The sequence below is a fragment of the Elusimicrobiota bacterium genome, from assembly GCA_026388095.1.
GTDB lineage: Bacteria > Elusimicrobiota > Elusimicrobia > UBA1565 > UBA9628 > UBA9628.
Window position 1 is genome coordinate 30,122 of record JAPLKL010000077.1, and the last position, 17,110, is coordinate 47,231.

Annotated in this window: 11 protein-coding genes; 8 read left to right on the forward strand and 3 right to left on the reverse strand. The window is 67.4% G+C overall.

Going from position 1 to position 17,110, the window contains the following annotated elements; translation table 11 throughout:
• Positions 1–1,422 (reverse strand): VCBS repeat-containing protein, encoded by a 1,422-nt coding sequence (locus NTY77_19600; protein MCX5797701.1) that lies wholly within the window; start codon positions 1,420–1,422, stop codon positions 1–3.
• A 109-nt stretch (positions 1,423–1,531) separates the two neighbouring features.
• On the opposite strand from NTY77_19600, the gene NTY77_19605 reads away from it, so the two are divergent.
• The 3 genes from NTY77_19605 (at position 1,532) to NTY77_19615 (ending at position 4,340) form a co-directional block, all read left to right on the forward strand.
• On the forward strand, positions 1,532–2,800 hold the full coding sequence (locus NTY77_19605) for a hypothetical protein (GenBank protein ID MCX5797702.1): 1,269 nt from the start codon (positions 1,532–1,534) through the stop codon (positions 2,798–2,800).
• Between the two features lie 21 nt (positions 2,801–2,821).
• On the forward strand, positions 2,822–3,721 hold the full coding sequence (locus tag NTY77_19610; protein ID MCX5797703.1) for an arginine deiminase-related protein: 900 nt from the start codon (positions 2,822–2,824) through the stop codon (positions 3,719–3,721).
• A 133-nt stretch (positions 3,722–3,854) separates the two neighbouring features.
• Positions 3,855–4,340, forward strand: a complete 486-nt coding sequence (locus NTY77_19615; GenBank protein MCX5797704.1) for a hypothetical protein — start codon at positions 3,855–3,857, stop codon at positions 4,338–4,340.
• Between the two features lie 21 nt (positions 4,341–4,361).
• Here the strand turns inward: NTY77_19615 and NTY77_19620 are convergent, their stop codons facing one another.
• Positions 4,362–5,804 (reverse strand): peptide MFS transporter, encoded by a 1,443-nt coding sequence (locus NTY77_19620; GenBank protein ID MCX5797705.1) that lies wholly within the window; start codon positions 5,802–5,804, stop codon positions 4,362–4,364.
• A gap of 314 nt (positions 5,805–6,118) precedes the next feature.
• Here NTY77_19620 and NTY77_19625 point away from each other — a divergent pair, with 314 nt between their 5' ends.
• On the forward strand, positions 6,119–7,903 hold the full coding sequence (locus NTY77_19625) for a tetratricopeptide repeat protein (protein ID MCX5797706.1): 1,785 nt from the start codon (positions 6,119–6,121) through the stop codon (positions 7,901–7,903).
• Here the strand turns inward: NTY77_19625 and NTY77_19630 are convergent.
• On the reverse strand, positions 7,887–13,847 hold the full coding sequence (locus NTY77_19630) for an MG2 domain-containing protein (GenBank protein ID MCX5797707.1): 5,961 nt from the start codon (positions 13,845–13,847) through the stop codon (positions 7,887–7,889). The two genes, NTY77_19625 and NTY77_19630, sit on opposite strands and share 17 nt — an antisense overlap.
• 495 nt (positions 13,848–14,342) lie before the next feature.
• Here NTY77_19630 and glgC point away from each other — a divergent pair, with 495 nt between their 5' ends.
• The 4 genes from glgC to NTY77_19650 form a co-directional block, all read left to right on the forward strand.
• On the forward strand, positions 14,343–15,581 hold the full coding sequence (gene glgC, locus NTY77_19635) for a glucose-1-phosphate adenylyltransferase (protein MCX5797708.1): 1,239 nt from the start codon (positions 14,343–14,345) through the stop codon (positions 15,579–15,581).
• Positions 15,582–15,689: 108 nt separating this feature from the next.
• Positions 15,690–16,133, forward strand: a complete 444-nt coding sequence (locus tag NTY77_19640) for an aspartyl protease family protein (protein ID MCX5797709.1) — start codon at positions 15,690–15,692, stop codon at positions 16,131–16,133.
• Between the two features lie 168 nt (positions 16,134–16,301).
• Positions 16,302–16,754, forward strand: a complete 453-nt coding sequence (locus NTY77_19645) for an aspartyl protease family protein (GenBank protein MCX5797710.1) — start codon at positions 16,302–16,304, stop codon at positions 16,752–16,754.
• A 105-nt stretch (positions 16,755–16,859) separates the two neighbouring features.
• On the forward strand, positions 16,860–17,110 hold a 251-nt coding region (locus NTY77_19650; GenBank protein MCX5797711.1), incomplete at its 3' end, for a hypothetical protein.

Below are 17,110 nucleotides of genomic sequence, written 5' to 3' on the forward strand. Positions count from 1 at the left end.
TCAGGGCTCGTAAGCCCAGATGGAGGACCGTCCGGCCGTGCCCACCACCATGACGGCCAGCTCCTGGGAGCCGCCGGCGGACGGGACCAAGGCCAGGCCCGTGGAGTAGCCGCCCAGCTCCGCCACCCAGGTGGGCGCCATGCTCAGGCCGCTCCAATCCAGCCGGTGCAGCTCGGCGCGGGCGAAGATCCCGAAGGGGGAGGCCAAGGTGCCCAAAGCGCCGATGTTCTTGATGGCGTAGAGACCGGCGAAGCCCTTGTCGTCGTAGCGCACCGCCATGGCCGGCCGGAAATGGAGCATGCGATCGCCGGTCCAGCGCACCCGGTTGGGGGTCTGGCAGTAGGATTCCGAGGTCTTCCAGGAGCCTTTCGGGAAGCGGACGCGGAGGAGCTCGGTGTTGGTCACGTCGACCGTGGCCGGCTTGTTGTCCAGGGTCACGAAGTCGAAGTCGTAGAGCCAGTCCACCCTGCGCTTGGAGAAATCCAGGGCGGGCTTGCCCGGGCCGTATTTGCCGTCATGATAGGCCAGGGGATAGATGGCGCCGAAGGGGAAGGACGCGTCCTCGGTTATCTGTTGGGTCGCCAGATGGCGCGCGCCCTTGTAGTCCTGGTAGCCCCGGACCAAGTAGGGAAGCTCGGCGACCTGGACGAACTCCCCCTTCTGGTCCAACTCCAGGATCTTGGTCTCGAAGCGGTTGAATGCGTCGTTGAAGTAGGAGACGAAGACCTCGGCGCGGCCGTTGCCGTTGAGGTCCGCGGCCTCCAGCGAGTAGATCCTCGGAGCGGTGCCCGGCGCCGAGAACACGGCCAGGGGTTTGGCGTCTGCGGGCGGGTAGGCATAGAGGTAGACCTTGCGGCCGTCTGAGACCGCGGCCTCCAGCTTGCCGTCGCCCCGGCAGTCGCCGATGGCCAGCGCCGTGGCCTGGTAGTCGAAAGCGGGGCCGCGCCAGCGCGGCTCGCGTTTGGCGGTCATGCCCAGGGCTTCGGCCACCTTGGAGATCTGGATGATGGGCTGCACGACCGCCGCGGGCTGGGGCGGCGTGGCGGCCAGGGGCTCCAGGCGCGTGCGCATCCCCGGGGTGACGGGCTGGGAAGGATCGCTGATGGAGATGGTCCCTGCGGGGGCGTTGAGGATGGAGAAGGTCCCGACGGAATACATCGGGAGGATCTCTTTGAGGGTGCCTTCCGCGACCTTGACCTCCATGCGTCCCATGCTGGCGTGGGTGACGGGGTGCTTCAGCTCGTCGCCTTCCTTGAACACGATGAAGTTCTGCCCCACGGCGGCCCCGGATTTGTCGTTGTAGTCGAGGATTATCGAGCTGGAATCCACCCTGACCACATAACCGAGCTTGGCATCCGCCGCCCCGACGGCGCGGGAGACGCTGGACAAGAACAGGAGAATCGTGGCTATGAAGATGCGCATATGAGGAGAGATTATCATTTTATGTTAGAATCCGCCAACTGCCGTCTGTTAGGACTACTCCCGAATGTATACGTATCCTGTCCGCCCGACTGGAACCGCCCAGGACCTCATGAGCATCGTGGCTCAGGCCGGCGAGCGGGCCTTGGCGCGGGCAGGGACGGTCCTGCCGCGCAAGACCCCGCTGGCGCGTTCGCTGCTTGAGCCCCCGTGCAACTTGGCCGGGAGCCTGTTGCGGACGCTCTTCGACCTGCTGCCCGCGGACCTCGTCCTATCCATCCACGACGCGATCCACCGCCGGCTGGCCGGAGGCCGGTGCTACCCGTTCGACGCGGACGCCCCGGCCCTGGCCCGAGCCGCGGCCGAGGCGAGGACGCTGGAGGCCGAGACCGGCAAGGCGCCGGCTCTGTTGGCTTTCATCTCCCATCCTCCGGTCCTCGGTGACCTGGGGCACCTCAACTTCGAACTGATGCGCCACGCGTTCCTGGCCTTGCGCGCGGTGCGCCGACGGCCCTGCCGGCCCCGGCTGGTGGTGGCCGTGGACCCTTTCGCCTTGGATACGGCCGGCCTGGCCGCCGAGGGCTTTTATGCCGGCGTCATGGGTCTCTATCACTTGGGATTGGACCGCCTGGCCTTCACGCGCGGGCGCTTGAGCTCGCTCATCTTGGGCGAGGCCGCTTGGCCGCGGCTGGCCTGGCGGCTCGACCGGCGCCTGCGCGAGGGAGGGGAAGTGGTGATGTCCTTGTCCGGAGGAGCTCCAGCGACCGCGCGCATGCTCTACACGGCGCGGGAGTGGATCGCGGCCCAGCGTCGGGCCAGCCCTCTGCGCGGCCGGCCGGCCGAGGTCCTGCGCCGGCTCCGGACGGACCAGGGCTTCCGGCGCTTCGAGGCCGAGGGGCCGCTGGGGCCGGGCTTGCGGCGTAGCGCCTGGCGCATGCTGGAGGGCTGGATCGTGTCCGCCGCGGCCGGGCATCCCTGGGCCGGCTCCGCCCTGAGCCAGTCTTCAGCGGAGACCGGGCGCCTGGAGCCGGAGGCGCGGGAGGCGTTGGCGGCGGGCTTGTCGGCCCTGGGGTCGACGCAAGAGCAGCAGACCGCGGCGTGGGCGGCCCTGGAAGAGGAGTGGCCCCGCGAGACTCCCTGGCGGCGGCGGCTTTTCCGGCACCTGGCCGGCCGGGTCCTGGCGCGCGGGCGGCCGTTGCTCTTCCTCCCGGTGGCGCACCGATGGGGGCCGCGGCCGGGCATCGTCGTCGGAGAAGCTTGGTCATGGCAAGCCGGCGCAGCCGGCCGCATCAGCGGGCGCGTCTTGGGAGCCGCGCCGCGGCAGTGGCAGGGCACCGCCGACGAGTTCGCCCTGGAGTTCGGGAAGGCGAACTATGCCTGAAAATATCCTAACATCTTCTCAATGAGCGACACGGTCTACAAGGCGGTCGCGCAGCTCAAGGGCTTCTCGGTCAAGAACTGCGTCGCCGTGCCCGAGCCGTCCAAGGTCCTCATGTGTCCGCCGGACCACTACGAGGCCCGCGACGAGCGCAACCCGTTCTCCCCCGGGCATTCGGGCCGCATCAACCCGCATCTGGCGCGCAAGCAGTGGGTCGAGCTCCACGACGCTTTCATCGCGGCGGGCCTGGAGGTCGCCTTGGTCCAGGCCACGGCGGGCCTGGCCGACATGGTCTTCTGCGCCAACCAGACCTTCGCGGGGCTCACCGGGAAGATGGAACGGCTCTGCGTGCTGGGTTCCATGCGCTACCCATCCCGCCGCCGCGAGGTCGCGGCTTTCGAGGGCTGGTTCCGGGAGGCCGGCTACCGGGTGGCCGCGCTCAAGGACCAGGGCCTGACCTTCGAGGGCGCCGGAGACGCCCTTTGGCATCCGGGCCGGCGCCTGATCTGGGGGGGGTGCGGCTTCCGCTCCGACGCCGGGGCCTATGACGAGGTGGCGCGCCTGTTCGCGACGCCCGTGATCCTGCTCAAGCTCGTCAACGAGAGGTTCCCCCACCTCGATACCTGCTTCTGCCCCCTGACCCAGGAGGCCGTACTGATCTACCCCTCGGCCTTCGACGCGGCGAGCCTCGAGCTGATCTTCCGGCTTTTCCCGGTCATCGTCACGGCCTCGGAGCCGGAGGCCCTGCGGCAGCTGGCCTGCAACGCGGCCGTCATCGGAGGCAAGACCGCGCTCATGCAGAGGGGCGCGTCCAACGCGGCGCGCCACGTGGCGGCCATGGGCCTGGAGGTCGTGCCGGTGGACGTCTCCGAGTTCATCAAGGGCGGCGGCGGCGTGCACGCCCTCAAGATGTTCGTCTATTAGGGGGTCAGGTCTTGACATTTGACACTTCGGGTTCCGCCCCCTGGGAATCATGAGCTTCTTGACCTCCAATGTCCAATGTCAAGACCTGACCCCATCCTTGAATCCGGGCCGGGCGGGTTTCTATACTAAACGCATGAAACTCTTGAGGATTTTGTCGGGGCTGTTGATCCTGGCCTTGGCCGCCGCGGTCGCGACGCCGCTCGTGGGCGCGCAGGCGGAGGGCTCCTCGGAGTCCGCGGAGGCGGATCAGCCCAAGCCCAAGAAGAAGAAAGCCAAGCGCAAGAAGAAGGGCTACGATTACAGCAAGTCCAAGTACAAGGCCTATAAGGCGCTCACGGCCGAGGAGCACCACGCCTACAAGTTCGACGAGCACGGCAACCCCATCGTTCCGGGACAGAAAAAGAAGAAGCCCGCCAAGAAGAAGGCGAAGGCCGCGCCTCCCGATGGAGAAGACGGCGAGCCCGCCGAGTCCGCCGAGCCGGAGGAGCAGCCCGCGGAGGAGAAGCCCGCGGAGGAAGAGGAGCCGGCCTCTTCAGAAGAGGAGCACGCTGCGGCCAAGCCCATGAAGAAGCCGGAGCTCCACAAGGACCAGGCGCCCCAAGCGGGGAGCGTCCACTAACACCGTCTTCAGGCGGCTGCCTCAGACGTCGACGGCCTCTTCGTGCCCGTGGCCGATGGCCTTCTTCAAGGGCTTGAGCAGGGCGAACATGCACAGCCCGGCCCCGCAGGCCAAGGACATCAGCATCAGGAAGAAGCTCTCGTGGGACATCTTCAGCCAGTAGGTCCCGATGTAGCCGCAGAGGTAGTTGCCGAAGAAGCTGGACATGAACCACATGCCCATCAGCATGGAGACCATGCGCGGCGGCGCCAGCTTGGTCACCAAGGAGAGCCCTACCGGCGAGAGGTAGAGTTCGCCCAGCGTGAAGATGGCGGTGCAGATCGTGATGGGCAAGAGGGACGCCTGGCCTCCCGCATCGACCACGCGCGTCGCCGGCAAGAGCACCACGAACGAGACCCCCAGCAGGATGCAGCCGATGGCCATCTTGGCCAGGCTGGAGGGCTCGGTCTTGCGCTTTTCCTGCCAGCGCCAGAACGCCAGGACGACGGGGGTGAACACCACGATCATGATCGCGTTGAAGGACTGGTACCAGGTGGCCGGCATCTCCCAATTGACCATGGCCAAGGGCAGCCAGCGGCAGCCCTCCAGCCAGGCGAAGATGTGCCTGTTGCAGTTGGCGTCCACCCAGAGGGCGATGGTGTTGCCCTGCTGCTCGTAGACGCTCCAGAACGGGATGTTGAGCAGGCACAGGACGATGAGAGCGTAGATCTTCTTCATGTCCTCCGGGGTCAGCGGCGTGACCGCCTTGGGCGTGGCCGAGGCCGCCTGCTTCATGACGTTGTCCGGCGCCAGGTGCCGCTGGCCCCACAGGTAGACGATCAGCCCGAGGATCATCCCCACGCCGGCCGAGCAGAAGCCCCACCTGCCGTAAGGCGCGTAGTTCTCGCCCAGGGTCCCGGCGATGAGCGGGGAGAGGGTCGCTCCCACGTTGATGCCCACGTAGAAGATGCTGAAGGCCCGGTCGCGGCGGTGGTCCCCGGCCGGGTAGAGGTTGCCCACCTGCGTGGAGATGTTGGGCTTGAAGAAGCCGTTGCCCACGATCATCAGCAGCAGCGCCGGAAAGAAGAGGCTCTGCTTCATGAGCATGAACTCGGCGATGGCCATGAGCACGCCGCCCACGACCACGGCCCGGCGCTGGCCCAGCCAGCGGTCCGAGATGGTGCCTCCGATGATGGGGGCCAGGTACACGAAGCCGGTGTAGAAGCCGTAGATCTGGGAGGAGAGGGCCTGGGTGGTCAGCGGGCCGAAGATCGACTCCAGGGTCCGCTTGACGAACTCGTAGCCGAACACGTGCCCCGAGTTCTCGGGCAGGAAGAGGGACTTGGTCATGTAGTAGACCAGGAGCGCGCGCATCCCGTAGTAGGAGAAGCGCTCCCACATCTCGGTGGTGAAAAGGATGTAGAGCCCGGTGGGGTGCTTGTCCGGCGCCACGAGCTCGGCGGGGGTCTTCGCGGTCTGGTCCATGGGGAGTTTTTCCTTTGAGCGAGGTTGTGGCGTATCGTAACACAGCTATACGGTTCAAAGCAAGGAATAATCTGTCCGCCCTGGCCGACTTTTGGCGCTGCCTTGAGCGAGGTTCCGGCGCGCAGCGCCGGAACCCGCCCCGACACGAATGTGTCGGGGCCATACTGTGTCCGGACATAGTTCCCAGGAAGGATTTGTTCCGCGCTTCGTGCGCGGGATTCCGACGGGCTGCGCCCGTCGGAATGGCAGGACGGCATATTTCCGTTTCATTGTAGTATGATAACCCCCGCTTGCGTCAGGGTGGATTCTCGCTCATGTCATGGAAAGCGCCGGGCCCTGCCGTCGTCGGGTTCAGCGCCCTGTTGCTCGGCTTCCTGACCTTGGCCGCGTACGTCCCGGCGCTGCGCGGCGGGTTCGTCTGGGACGACGATCTCTACGCCGGCAACCCCCTTCTGACGCGCTCCGGCGCGTTGTCCAAGATCTGGACCCTTCAGCCCGCGCCCGAGTTGTATTACCGGGAATATCCCATGGTCTACACCAGTTTCTGGCTGGAGCGGCGGCTTTGGGATCCGCGGCCGCTGGGCTACCACGTAGACAACGTCATCCTCCACATCATCAACGCGCTCTTGGTCTGGCTGCTGCTCAGGCGCTTGGGGCTGCGCTGGGCCTGGCTGGCGGGGGCCGTGTTCGCATTGCACCCCGTCCAAGTCGAGTCGGTGGCCTGGATCGCGGAACGCAAGAACGTGCTCTCGGGGCTCTTCTTCTTGTCGGCCTTCGGCGCCTACCTCCGCTATGAGGACGGCGAAGGCCGGCGGTGGTACTGGGGCGCTCTGGGCCTGTTCGCCCTGGCGCTGCTCAGCAAGACGGTCGTGGCCACGCTGCCGGTCGCCCTATTGCTGGTGCGCTGGCAGCGCGGGCTGAAGACCGGCTGGCCGCAGGTGCGCGGCCTGCTCCCCTTCTTCGCGCTCGCTCTGGGGTGGGGTCTTTTCACGGTCTGGGTGGAGGCGCATAACCTCGGCCCGGACGCTCTTCGGGCCAGGCTCTGCGTCTCCTTCGCGCAGCGTCTTTTGATGGCGGGGCACGCCTTCTGGTTCTATCCCATGAAGCTCGCCTGGCCTGCCCAGCTCTCCTTCAGCTACCAGCGCTGGCCGCTGGACGTCCATGATCGGGTCCAATGGCTTTGGCCCGCAACGGCTCTGGCCGGTTGCGCGGGGCTAGCTCTGGCCCGGGAGCGTCTGGGACGCGGCTTCGCCGCGGCGCTGGGGTTCTACGCCGTGACCATCGCGCCCATGCTGGGCTTCATCAGCCTCTACACCTTCCGCTTCGCTCCGGCCGCCGACCATTACCAGTACCTGGCCTGCATCGGCCTGATCGCGGCGGCGGTGGGCGCGGCGGCGAGATTCTTCTCGCGCCGCTGGCTGGCGGCGGCCTTGTCCGCGGCCGTGCTCTGCGGGCTGGGCGCCGCGACCTGGCGGCAGGGGCGGCTCTACCGGGACTCCGGCACGCTCTGGCGGGACGTCCTGGCGAAGAATCCCGCCTCCTTCCTCGCGCACAACAACCTCGGGTTCTGCCTGGCCGGGCAGGGCCGGCTGGACGAGGCGATACGGCACTACGAGCTGGCGCTGAAGTCGGAGCCGGACTTCGCTCCGGCCCATGACAACCTGGGGGTCGCCTTGGCCGGGAAAGGCAGGCTGGAGGAAGCCATGCGGCACTACGAGCTGGCGCTCCAGGCTCAGCCGGGCTTCGCTTCGGCCCACAGCAATCTGGGCGCCGCTTTGGCCGGGCTAGGCCGGACCGGCGAGGCGATTGCGCACTACGAGCTGGCGCTCCAGGCGCGGCCGGACAACGCCGGCGCGCACAACAACCTGGGGCTGGCCTTGGCCAAGCAGGGAAGGATCGGCGAGGCGATGCGGCATTACGAGCTGGCCCTCCAGGCCCAGCCCGACATGGCCGAGGCCCACAGCAACCTCGCCGGGGCTTTGGCCGCGCAAGGCCGGCGGGAGGAAGCGGCCGGGCACTACGAGGCGGCGCTGCGGGCGCGGCCGGACTTCGCCGAGGCCCGCCGCAACCTCGCGGCCCTCCTCAAGGCCGCACCTTGATCGCGAAGCTGTCGGAGTGCGCGGACATCTCGGGCGCGTACATGGACTGCAGCACCGCAGCGCCCAGCCGGTAGGAGCCGGGGGTGGTGGGACGCAGACGGTAGCGCAGGACGTACTCGCCGTGCGGGACCCAGTCCATGAAGAAGTTGGTCAGCGAGTCCCGCGGTTCCTCGTAGCGCGAGAGCTGGTCCCACTTCCAGCCGCTGCGCAGCTCCTCGGCCTCGAAGCCCGCGGGCTTGGGGTCCTGGAGGTGCACGTACTCGAACTGGCTGCGGGTGTTCACCTTGAGCTGGACCTCGACTTGGTCCCCCACCGCGACCGTGTCTCCGGCGGCGAGCGGCTTGAGCTGGTAGGTCTCGCCCTCCTTGTAGCGCAGGAAGAAGCGCCGGGTCAACTCCAGCATGCCGGAGCCGGAGGCCGCGGCGGGCCGGTCCGTGGTGTAGATCCAGGTCAAGGACGCGAAGGCCAGGCCCGGCCCCTCCTTCTCGATGCGGACCGTGCCGTGCCGGGACGTGATGTCCGAGCCCAGACGCAGCCAGCGCAATGGCTTGGCCAGCCAGTCGAAAGGCTCCACCTGGGCGGTCTCCACATCAGGACCCCACTTCACGACGAAGCTGTCGCCCCGGTCCAGCGAGCCGCGGGACTTCATGACGTCGAGCAGTGAGTAGATGGCGGCGGCCGAGGCCTTGGTGGACTTCCACTCGTTGCCTTTGCGGTTGAAGAGCAGCCACTGCACCAGGCCGGGGATGCGCGGGTCCTTGGGCTTGAGGGCCAGGAGGGTGCGCAGGATGAAGGCGTGGGTCTCCACCGTGTCGTTGTACCAGAGCCAGGAGAGCTTCTCCGGGGTCCAGTAAACGCCCGCGATGGGGTCTTCGCGCGCCCCGTCCATGGCCCGGGCCAGGTACAGGTCGCCTTTGGCCTTGTCGCCCAAGCGCCAGTAGACGTAGGCGGACAGGGCCTTGCCCATGTGGGTCATGGCGTCGACGTGCTTGTCCGCGTAGTCGGCCCAGACCTTGGCGAACTTGTAGCCCAGGGCCGCCTGGGGCAAGGACCTCGGATAAGAGGTCACCACGTAGGCGGCGTAGAGTATGAGGGAGACCTCTCCCGGCTCGGGCTTGAGGTGCTTGGGCACCTCGTTGTTGACGAAGCCCAAGGCCCGGGCCGCCGCGTCCATGGGGACCTCGACGCCGTAGCGCTGCGCCTCGGCGAAGCCCGAGAGCACGAAGAGCGTGATGTAGGGGTCGGAGCGTCCGCCCGGGAACCACGGGTAGCCGCCGTCGGAGTTCTGGTAGCTCCTGAGCTTGGAGCTCGCGTCGCCCAGCTCCGCGGCCACCAGCGCGGGGTCGAACATGTCGATCAACGGCCAGTAGCTCTTGACGCCCTGGGAGAGCTCTTCCCACGGCGTCTCCATCAAGGTCATCAGGCGCCGGGGGTCGCTGCGGTCCCAGGCCGGGGTGAGCGTGCCGCGCTTGGGTATCTTCTTGACCGCCGCGGCCAGCTTGGGGTTCTTCTTGTAGAAGGCGTTGGTGATGGCCAAGGGAGTGTAGCGGTCGATGAGCTGCTCGCTGCACTCGTATGGGTAGTGCACCAGGAAGGGCAGGCTGTTGAGGATGGAGAGGGCGAGCTGGGGGTCGATCTGCACGGTCATGGATTCGTTGACCCGCGTGTCGTCCTGGTCCTCGAAATGCGGGGCTTTGAGGGCTTTCTTGATCGTGCCGTCGAGGCTGACCAGCGCGGTCTCGATGAGGCGCTGCCGCGAAGGCAATATGGGCAGGTCGCGTTCCTCGGCGTCAGCCTTGTCGCCCGAGCGCGCCACGGCCCGGATCTTGAAAGAGGTCTGCCCGCGCGGAGCCTTGACGGTCCAGGTCAAGGGCGTCAGGCCGTGGGGCTTGACCGTGAAGGGCTTGACCAAGTCCGCCAGGCCCAGCTTCTCGGCCGAGGGATCGCCCTCTTCCGTCACGGAGAGCGTGACCTCTCCGGCGAGCTCGGCTTCGGTCTCGTTGTGCACCACGGCCTTGATCTCGCCCTGGTCGCCCTCGCGGTAGAAGCGCGGCATGTCCACGCGCACCATCAGGTCCTTGCGCGTCACCGCCTCGGCGCCGAACGCGCCGCGCTTGACGTCCTTGGTGATGGCCGAGGCCTGGATCTTCCAGCTGGTGAGCTGCTCCGGGGCCTTGAATGAGAACTTGCCCCGGCCGGCCGTGATCTTGAGCTGCGGCTCGAAAAAGGCGGTCTCGGAGAAGTCCGAGCGCACCGCCACGGGCGCAGGCGCGGGCTGCGCGGCGTCCTTCTTGCCGGCCACCTCGTTGCGGGCCAGGCTCTTGGCTTCCTGGGCCATGGGCGCGGCCGCGGCCGCGGGCGCGGGCATGGCCCTGTCCATGGCGGCTCCGGCGGCTCCTGCCGCCATGCCCTCATCCTCGCTGAGCATCATCCCCTTGCTCTGGGCTCTGAAGCGATGGCCGTAGACCCGGGTGCGGTTGAGGCGCAGTTCGGGCGGCTCCGGCTCGTTGATCGCCGAGTAGTAGAGGTTGAGCATCTTCTTGATCCAGCCCTCCTCGACGGGGATCTGGTTGACGCTGGGCGCGAAGAGCGAGCCCTGGCCGGCCTGCGGGCCGCCGCGCGCGCCGTAGAGAGAGGATAGCCAGGGGCTGGCGGCCGCGGCGTAGTATTCGAGCGAGCGGTCGAACACCCGCACCACGGCCTCGCCGCTCACCGGCTTATGGTCGCGGTCGGTCACGGAGAGGGCCCAGCGCGCCTTCTGGCCGGGCTTGAGCACCTTGTCGTAGTCGAGCTTGAGCGAGAGCTCGCGGTCCTTCCAGGGCACGGCCGCGGCCGCCCCGCCCGAGCGGATCCTGAAGTCGCGCGCGCCGAACCAGCGCACGGAGAACCCGCCCTTGTGGTCCCCGGTCAGCGGTATGCTCACCAGCCGCACCCCGCCTTGCAGGGCCCGGCGCTCCAGGAGGTGCTGCCCGCCCCAGATTTCGACGAACACGGTGCCCGCGAGATAGTCGGAGCCCAGCAGGATGCGCGCGGTCTCGCCCGGCAGGTAGGAGGAGTGCTCGAAGAGCGCCACGGCCGGCAGCTGCAAGGGCAGGCGGCCCTTGGTGTCGGCGCAGAGCAGCACGATGGACTGCTCGTTGGCGCCGCCCCAGGGGTCCTGGCTGCGCACGGTCAGACGGTAGGCGCCGGTCTCCAGGCTCCCCAGAGCCGCGGACGCGGGTTTCTCGGCCAGGAACTTGAGGCTGCCGCCCGCCACCTTGGCGCCGTTGGGGACGTCCTTATAGATCGTCTCCAAAGACGGCGTCTCCGGGAAGTAGCCGGCCCAGTAAGGTTCGGTCTCCACGTCCTTGGGCCGGCCCGCGAGCCGGAAGAGCTCGAAAGCGCCGCTGCCCGCTACCGCGTTCTCGTTGAGGTTCATGAGCCGCACCGGCACCGCGGCCGGCTTGCCGGCCGTGAGGAACCCGGAGTCCGGCGAGATGTCGAAGAGGAAGGCCTTGGCCCCGGCCTTGAACGAGCGCTCGGCCGTGATGGTGCGCCCCCCCGCGTCCCGGGACTCCACCTCCACCCGGAAGTCCGAGGGCCAAGGGTCCTTCATGGCCTGGTCCTGGGGCTGGGGGGTGAAGGAGAACGAGAAGGCTCCGTCCGCGCCGGTCTTGACCTGGCCCGAGGCGACCTCGGTGCGGCCGCCGCCGATGTTGCCGCGCCACCACCAGCAGAACCACGGGATGTAGGCGTCCCGGTAGACTCTGTAGGTGACGGGGGCGTCCGGCACCGGGCCTCCGAAATAGTACTTGGCCTGGCCCGCGACCATGGCGAGCCGGCCGTAGCGCCAGGCTCCCGTGGACTCCTTCACCGTCACCTCGAACTCGGGCCGCTTGTACTCCTCGACCGCGAAGCCCTCCGAGCCGGAGAAGCCGTGGCCGAAGTCGGTGATGGAGGCGTTGATGTTGTAGCTGCCCAGGAGCCGTCCCGTGGGGATGGTGAATCTGGCCGAGGCGCTGCCCAGGGCGCTCAGCTTGAGGTCCTTCTTGTAGAGCTCCTGGTAGTTGGCGTCGCGGGCGCTGAAAGACACCACGGAGGCCCCGTCGTAGACCTTGTAGCCGCGCGGGATGCGGCGCAGCACCGTGACCTTGGCGCGCACCTCCTGGCCCGGCCGGTAGATGGGCCGGTCCGTCTCCAGGCGGACCTCGATGGGCGCCGGGACCGAGTGGCTGAAATAGACCGGATTGGCGCCGTAGGCATACGAGGCTCCGGCCTGGGCCAAAGCGTCGAAGGAAAGGTTGTAGCCGGTCGCGTAGGTCAGGGGCACGGTCGCCGAGGCCTGGGCCATGCCGGAGTCGTCGGCGGCCAAGGACAGCCGCTGCGCGGCGCCCCAGTCCTCGCGGCGAAACGCCTCGAGGGAGGCGGCCGCGGGCCGGCCGTCTAGGGCGTTGACCGTGTAGAAATGCAGGGCCGGGGCCTCGCGCCGGGCCGGGCCGGCCGGGTCGAAGATGAAGTCCCGCTCCGGGCCCTGGGCGCCGACACTGGTGATGAGGAAGAGCTCGGTCACATTGACGATGGCCGCGGACATCAGCGAGCTCTTGGGCGCGAAGCGCTCGTCGCCGCTGGCCAAAGCCAGGTAGACGCCGGGTCCCAGCGCGGGCGGGGAGACCGCGGTATCGGAGTAGGCGTAGGCCGCGTGCGTGCTCACCGCCGTTTCCCAGGCGAAGTCCGGGGCACGGACCGCGTAGGATGCCGCGAGCTCGCGTTCGGGCTGGCGCAGGGCGCTCCAGTCCTGTTGTTCCCGGCGCGGGCGCAGCGACTGCAACTCCCGGGGGTCGAGCCGGTAGAGCCGGAAGAAGACGGCTCCGAGGTTGCGCGTGTTCAAGGAGAAGGCGTTCTTGCCCGGCGGGGGGGTGAAGCGCGCGGTGAGGTTGAGGACGGGCAGCTCGATCTCGGCGCGCAGCTTGGCGCAATGGCGGCCGGCGCGCGAGAGCGGCCAGGTCTTCTCGATGCGGCGGCAGAGCTGCACCGTGTCCGCGTAGCGGGAGCGGCCGTCGAGCAAGGAAGCGGCTTCCCAGCCGGCTTGGGCCTTGGCCGGCGGCGCGGAGAAGGACTCCAGCCAGCCTTTGAGGATGGCCACGGCCGAATCGACCGCGGCGGCGTAGTCCGCAGCCGGAGCCACGGCGTCGGAGTGCCGCAACGGGATGAGCAGGCGCCAGATCCGCCACTGCTCGCCCGCCGCGGCGCGGCCCGCGGCCGGCATGCGCGCCGATTCTTCCATGATCGCCGCGGCCTGGGCTGCCGGAGGAGCGTCGGCTGAGAAGGCGACGGCATAGTCCTGCTGGAGGAACGAGAGCGCGGGCGGATTGCGCTCCGGCTTGTGGGCCGCTTCGTCCAGGAGATAGACGGTCCAGCGCAGGGCCGCGAAATCCCACAGCGTGGGCGCCATGTCGGTCTCCGCGCCCTTGAGGTCCACGAAGTAGCCCTCGCCGGAGATGGGCGCCTGGAGCAGCTCACGGCGCAGAGCCCAGAGCTGGAGGAACGCGGCCTGGGCTTCCTTGTGCCACTCCTCGGGAGTGCGGCGGGCGAGGTCCTTGGTCCCGGCTTCCACGTCCGCGGGGGCGGAGTAGCCGTACTGCTTGATGAACTCGCGCGCCAGCTCCGCGCGCTGGATGAGGAAGCGCCCGCGCCAGACCGGGTCTTCGGGCAGCTTGGCGGCCAGCGAGCGCGCCGCGGCCTCGGCGTAGCGGAACAGGAGAGCCTCGCTCTCGACGGCGCGGTAGAGGGCCCTGAGGCGGGTCTCCTCATCGGGGGATTTCAGCAGGGACTCGTAGCCTTTGAGCGCTTCCTGATAGAGGCCTTGGTCGAAGCGCGCGTCGTAGTCCTTGAGGGTCTTGGGGGCTTGGGCCGACGCGGGGCGGAGCAGGCAAGCCAGCAGGGCGAAGACGAGGGATCGTCTCATAAGGCCTCCGAGGGTTTCGGGGACACCATACTAAATTTGACCGGCGCGGGGCTGGCCTTTTGACACCTTCCGGCCTGAAAAGTTCCCGAAGCGCGGGTGCGGAGAAGATCTGTAGGAAATCGGCCTGTGCTGGCGAGCTGTCAAACGAGCGCCCGGCGGCCCTTTGCCGGGCGCAACCGCCCAGACAGGCTCTGCCTGTCTGGGCGGCGCCGTGCTGCGTATGCCGGCGACACCGCAGTTATCCACGGACTTGCCCCGGGGCAAGTCCGTGGAGGAATCTTTGGGCTCGCGACTCTTCGCGCGAAGAGTTTGTGGATAACTTGCGGCGTCGGCCGCTCTGTGGTTCTGGGCGCGCCTTCGGCGCGCGACTCCGCACCGACAGGGATAGCCTGTCGGTGCGGAGTTCCAGGGACGGATCAACGGCTTTTCGCGCGCCTGGAGATCTCCCCCGCACCCAAAGTGCCCGCCTGACCTCATTTTGCTAACATATCCGGGATGATCGGCAGCTACAACCGCTGGACCTTGGTGGTCCTGCTCGCCGGAGGCAAGGGCGAGCGCCTGGGGCCGCTGACCACGGTGCGCTGCAAGCCGGCCGTGCCTTTCGGCGGGATCTACCGCATCATCGACCTCACCCTCTCCAACTGCATCAACTCCGGCCTGCGCCGCATCTTCGTGCTCACCCAGTACGTGCCCGCCTCCCTCAACCGCCATCTGCGCGAAGGCTGGCGCTTCATCAGCCGGCCCACCCTGGGCGAGTACGTGGAGTCCTTGGCCCCGCAGTTCCGCGTGGGCGAGGAGTCCTTCCGGGGCTCGGCCGACGCCCTCTACCAGAACCTGACCACGCTCGAGCAGGAGGACGCCGAGGTGGCCCTGGTGCTCTCGGGCGACCACATCTACAAGATGGACTACCGGCCCATGCTGGACTTCCACGTGCAGACCGGCGCGGACATGACCATCGGCGCGGTCGAGGTCCCCAAGTCCCAGTCCAAGTCCTTCGGCATCTTCGAGGTGGACACCACCTCCAAGGTCATCGGCTTCCAGGAGAAGCCGGAGGAGCCCAAGACTTTGCCCGGACACCCGGAGCTGTGCCTGGCCTCCATGGGCATCTACGCTTTCCGCATCTCGGCTCTGCGCAAGGCCCTGGAGGCCAGCAACGCGGACCCGGAGAGCACGTACGACATCGGCAAGGACATCGTCTGGCGCATGATGCGCGGCGGGCCGGTCATGGCCTACCAGTTCGTGGACATGAACAAGAAGTCCTCCAAGTACTGGCGCGACGTGGGCACCGTCGACGCCTACTGGTCGGCCAACATGGACTTGGTCAACGTGGACCCGGACTTCAACCTCTACGACCGCAACTGGCCCATCTTCACCACTCAAGTCGTGGCCCCGCCGGCCAAGTTCGTCTTCTCCGAGGGCGGCGACGGCCGCGTGGGCACGGCCACGGATTCGGTGATCTCGCCCGGCACCATCCTCAGCGGCGGCCGGGTGCACCGCTCCGTGGTCGGCCCTTTCTGCCGCATCAACTCCTTCGCCCGCGTCGAGGAGTCCATCCTCTTCGACAACGTGGACGTGGGCCGGCGCGCGGTCATCCGGCGCGCCATCATCGACAAGGACGTGCGCATCCCCGAGGGCGTGCAGATCGGGGTCAAGCCCGAGGAAGACCGCAAGCGCTTCTACGTCAGCCCCGGCGGCATCGTGGTCATCGCCAAGGGCGACGTGATCCAGGCCTGAGCCGCCGTCGGGAGGAACGATATGATGGAACAAAAGCCGGGGTCTCCTCGTATATATAGCAGGGGCGAGATCGAGCGCCTCCTGAAATCTCATATGAGGAGGGCTGCGATGGGGGAGATCAGAGTAAAAGTCCGGTTCGAGAATCAGCTCGATCGCGGACTTTTTGAAACGGGGCATATCGCAGAGGCGGAAATCCGGGTGCGGGAACTGGATGCCGTCGTCGACACCGGCGCGGTCCTGTCCCTCTTGCCTCAGGACTTGGTCGAGGCTCTGGGCCTTAAGATTTTCAGCAAGGCCGTGGTCGCGCTGGCGGATGAGACAAGGATCGAGTTGCCGCGGGCCGGCAACTTGACCGTGACCGTCGCCGGCCGTACCATGAACACGGACTGCCTCGTAGGTCCGCCCGGCTGCGAGCCTCTGTTGGGGCAGCTCGTGATGGAAGAGCTGGACCTGATTGCCGATCCGGCCAAGCGGACTTTGACCGTGAGGCCGGAGTCCCCGTATCTGCCCACCCTAAAACTGAAGTCGCAGCGCGTCGCATTGAGAGGTTGAGAAAGTTAAGAAAGTTAACACCTGTCACCAGGCGCTAAGGGCGACGTGATCCAGGCCTGAGCCGCCGTCGGGAGGAACGATATGATGGAACAAAAGCCGGGGTCTCCTCGTATATATAGCAGGGGGGAGATCGAGCGCCTCCTGAAGTCCCACGTGAGGAGGGCTGCGATGGGAGAGATCCGGGCGAGGGTGCGGCTGGAGAATCTGGGCGACCGCGGGGCTTTCGAGGCGGGACGATTGGCCGAGGATGACATCCGGGTGCAGGATTTGGAGGCTATCGTGGATACGGGCGCGATGATGACGCTCTTGCCCCAGGACTTGGTGGAAGCGCTCGGCCTCAAGATATTCGGCAAGGCGGTCGTGTCGTTGGCCGATGAGACGCGCATCGAACTGCCCACGGCCGGGACTTTGACCCTGACCGTGGCTGGGCGCACCATGCATATGGACTGCCTGGTCGGGCCGCCCGGCTGCGAGCCGCTGATCGGCCAACTCGTGATGGAGCAGCTGGACCTCATCGCGGACCCCGGGCGGCGGACCTTGACCGTGAGGCCGGAGTCCCCGTACCTGCCCACCCTCAAGCTGAAGTCGCAGCGGGTCGCACTGAAAAGTCAAGAAAGTTAACAAACACCCGTCACCATCTAAAAGTCAAAAAAGTCAAAGCCTGTCACCAACTGCGGTTCGTCCTTGCAGTCCATTCTCGCGTAATATAGAATTACTGCACCTTCTATGCGGCTTGCGCTTGCGTTCGCCTGTTTGGCCGGTCTCTGGCCTTGCGCTGCCGCACAGACCCACGCCGTCCCCAAGAAGCAGAGCCATGCCGCGGTGGCCCGGGCCGCGGCCGGCAAGGCCGGCGCGCCCACGGACCTGGTCCTCATCTTCGACACCAGCGGCAGCATGAACGAGAGCGTGCCCGGCGGCCGCAAGGTCGACGTGGGCAAGGCCGCCATGTGGAAGTTCGTGGAGCTCCTGCCCAAGAA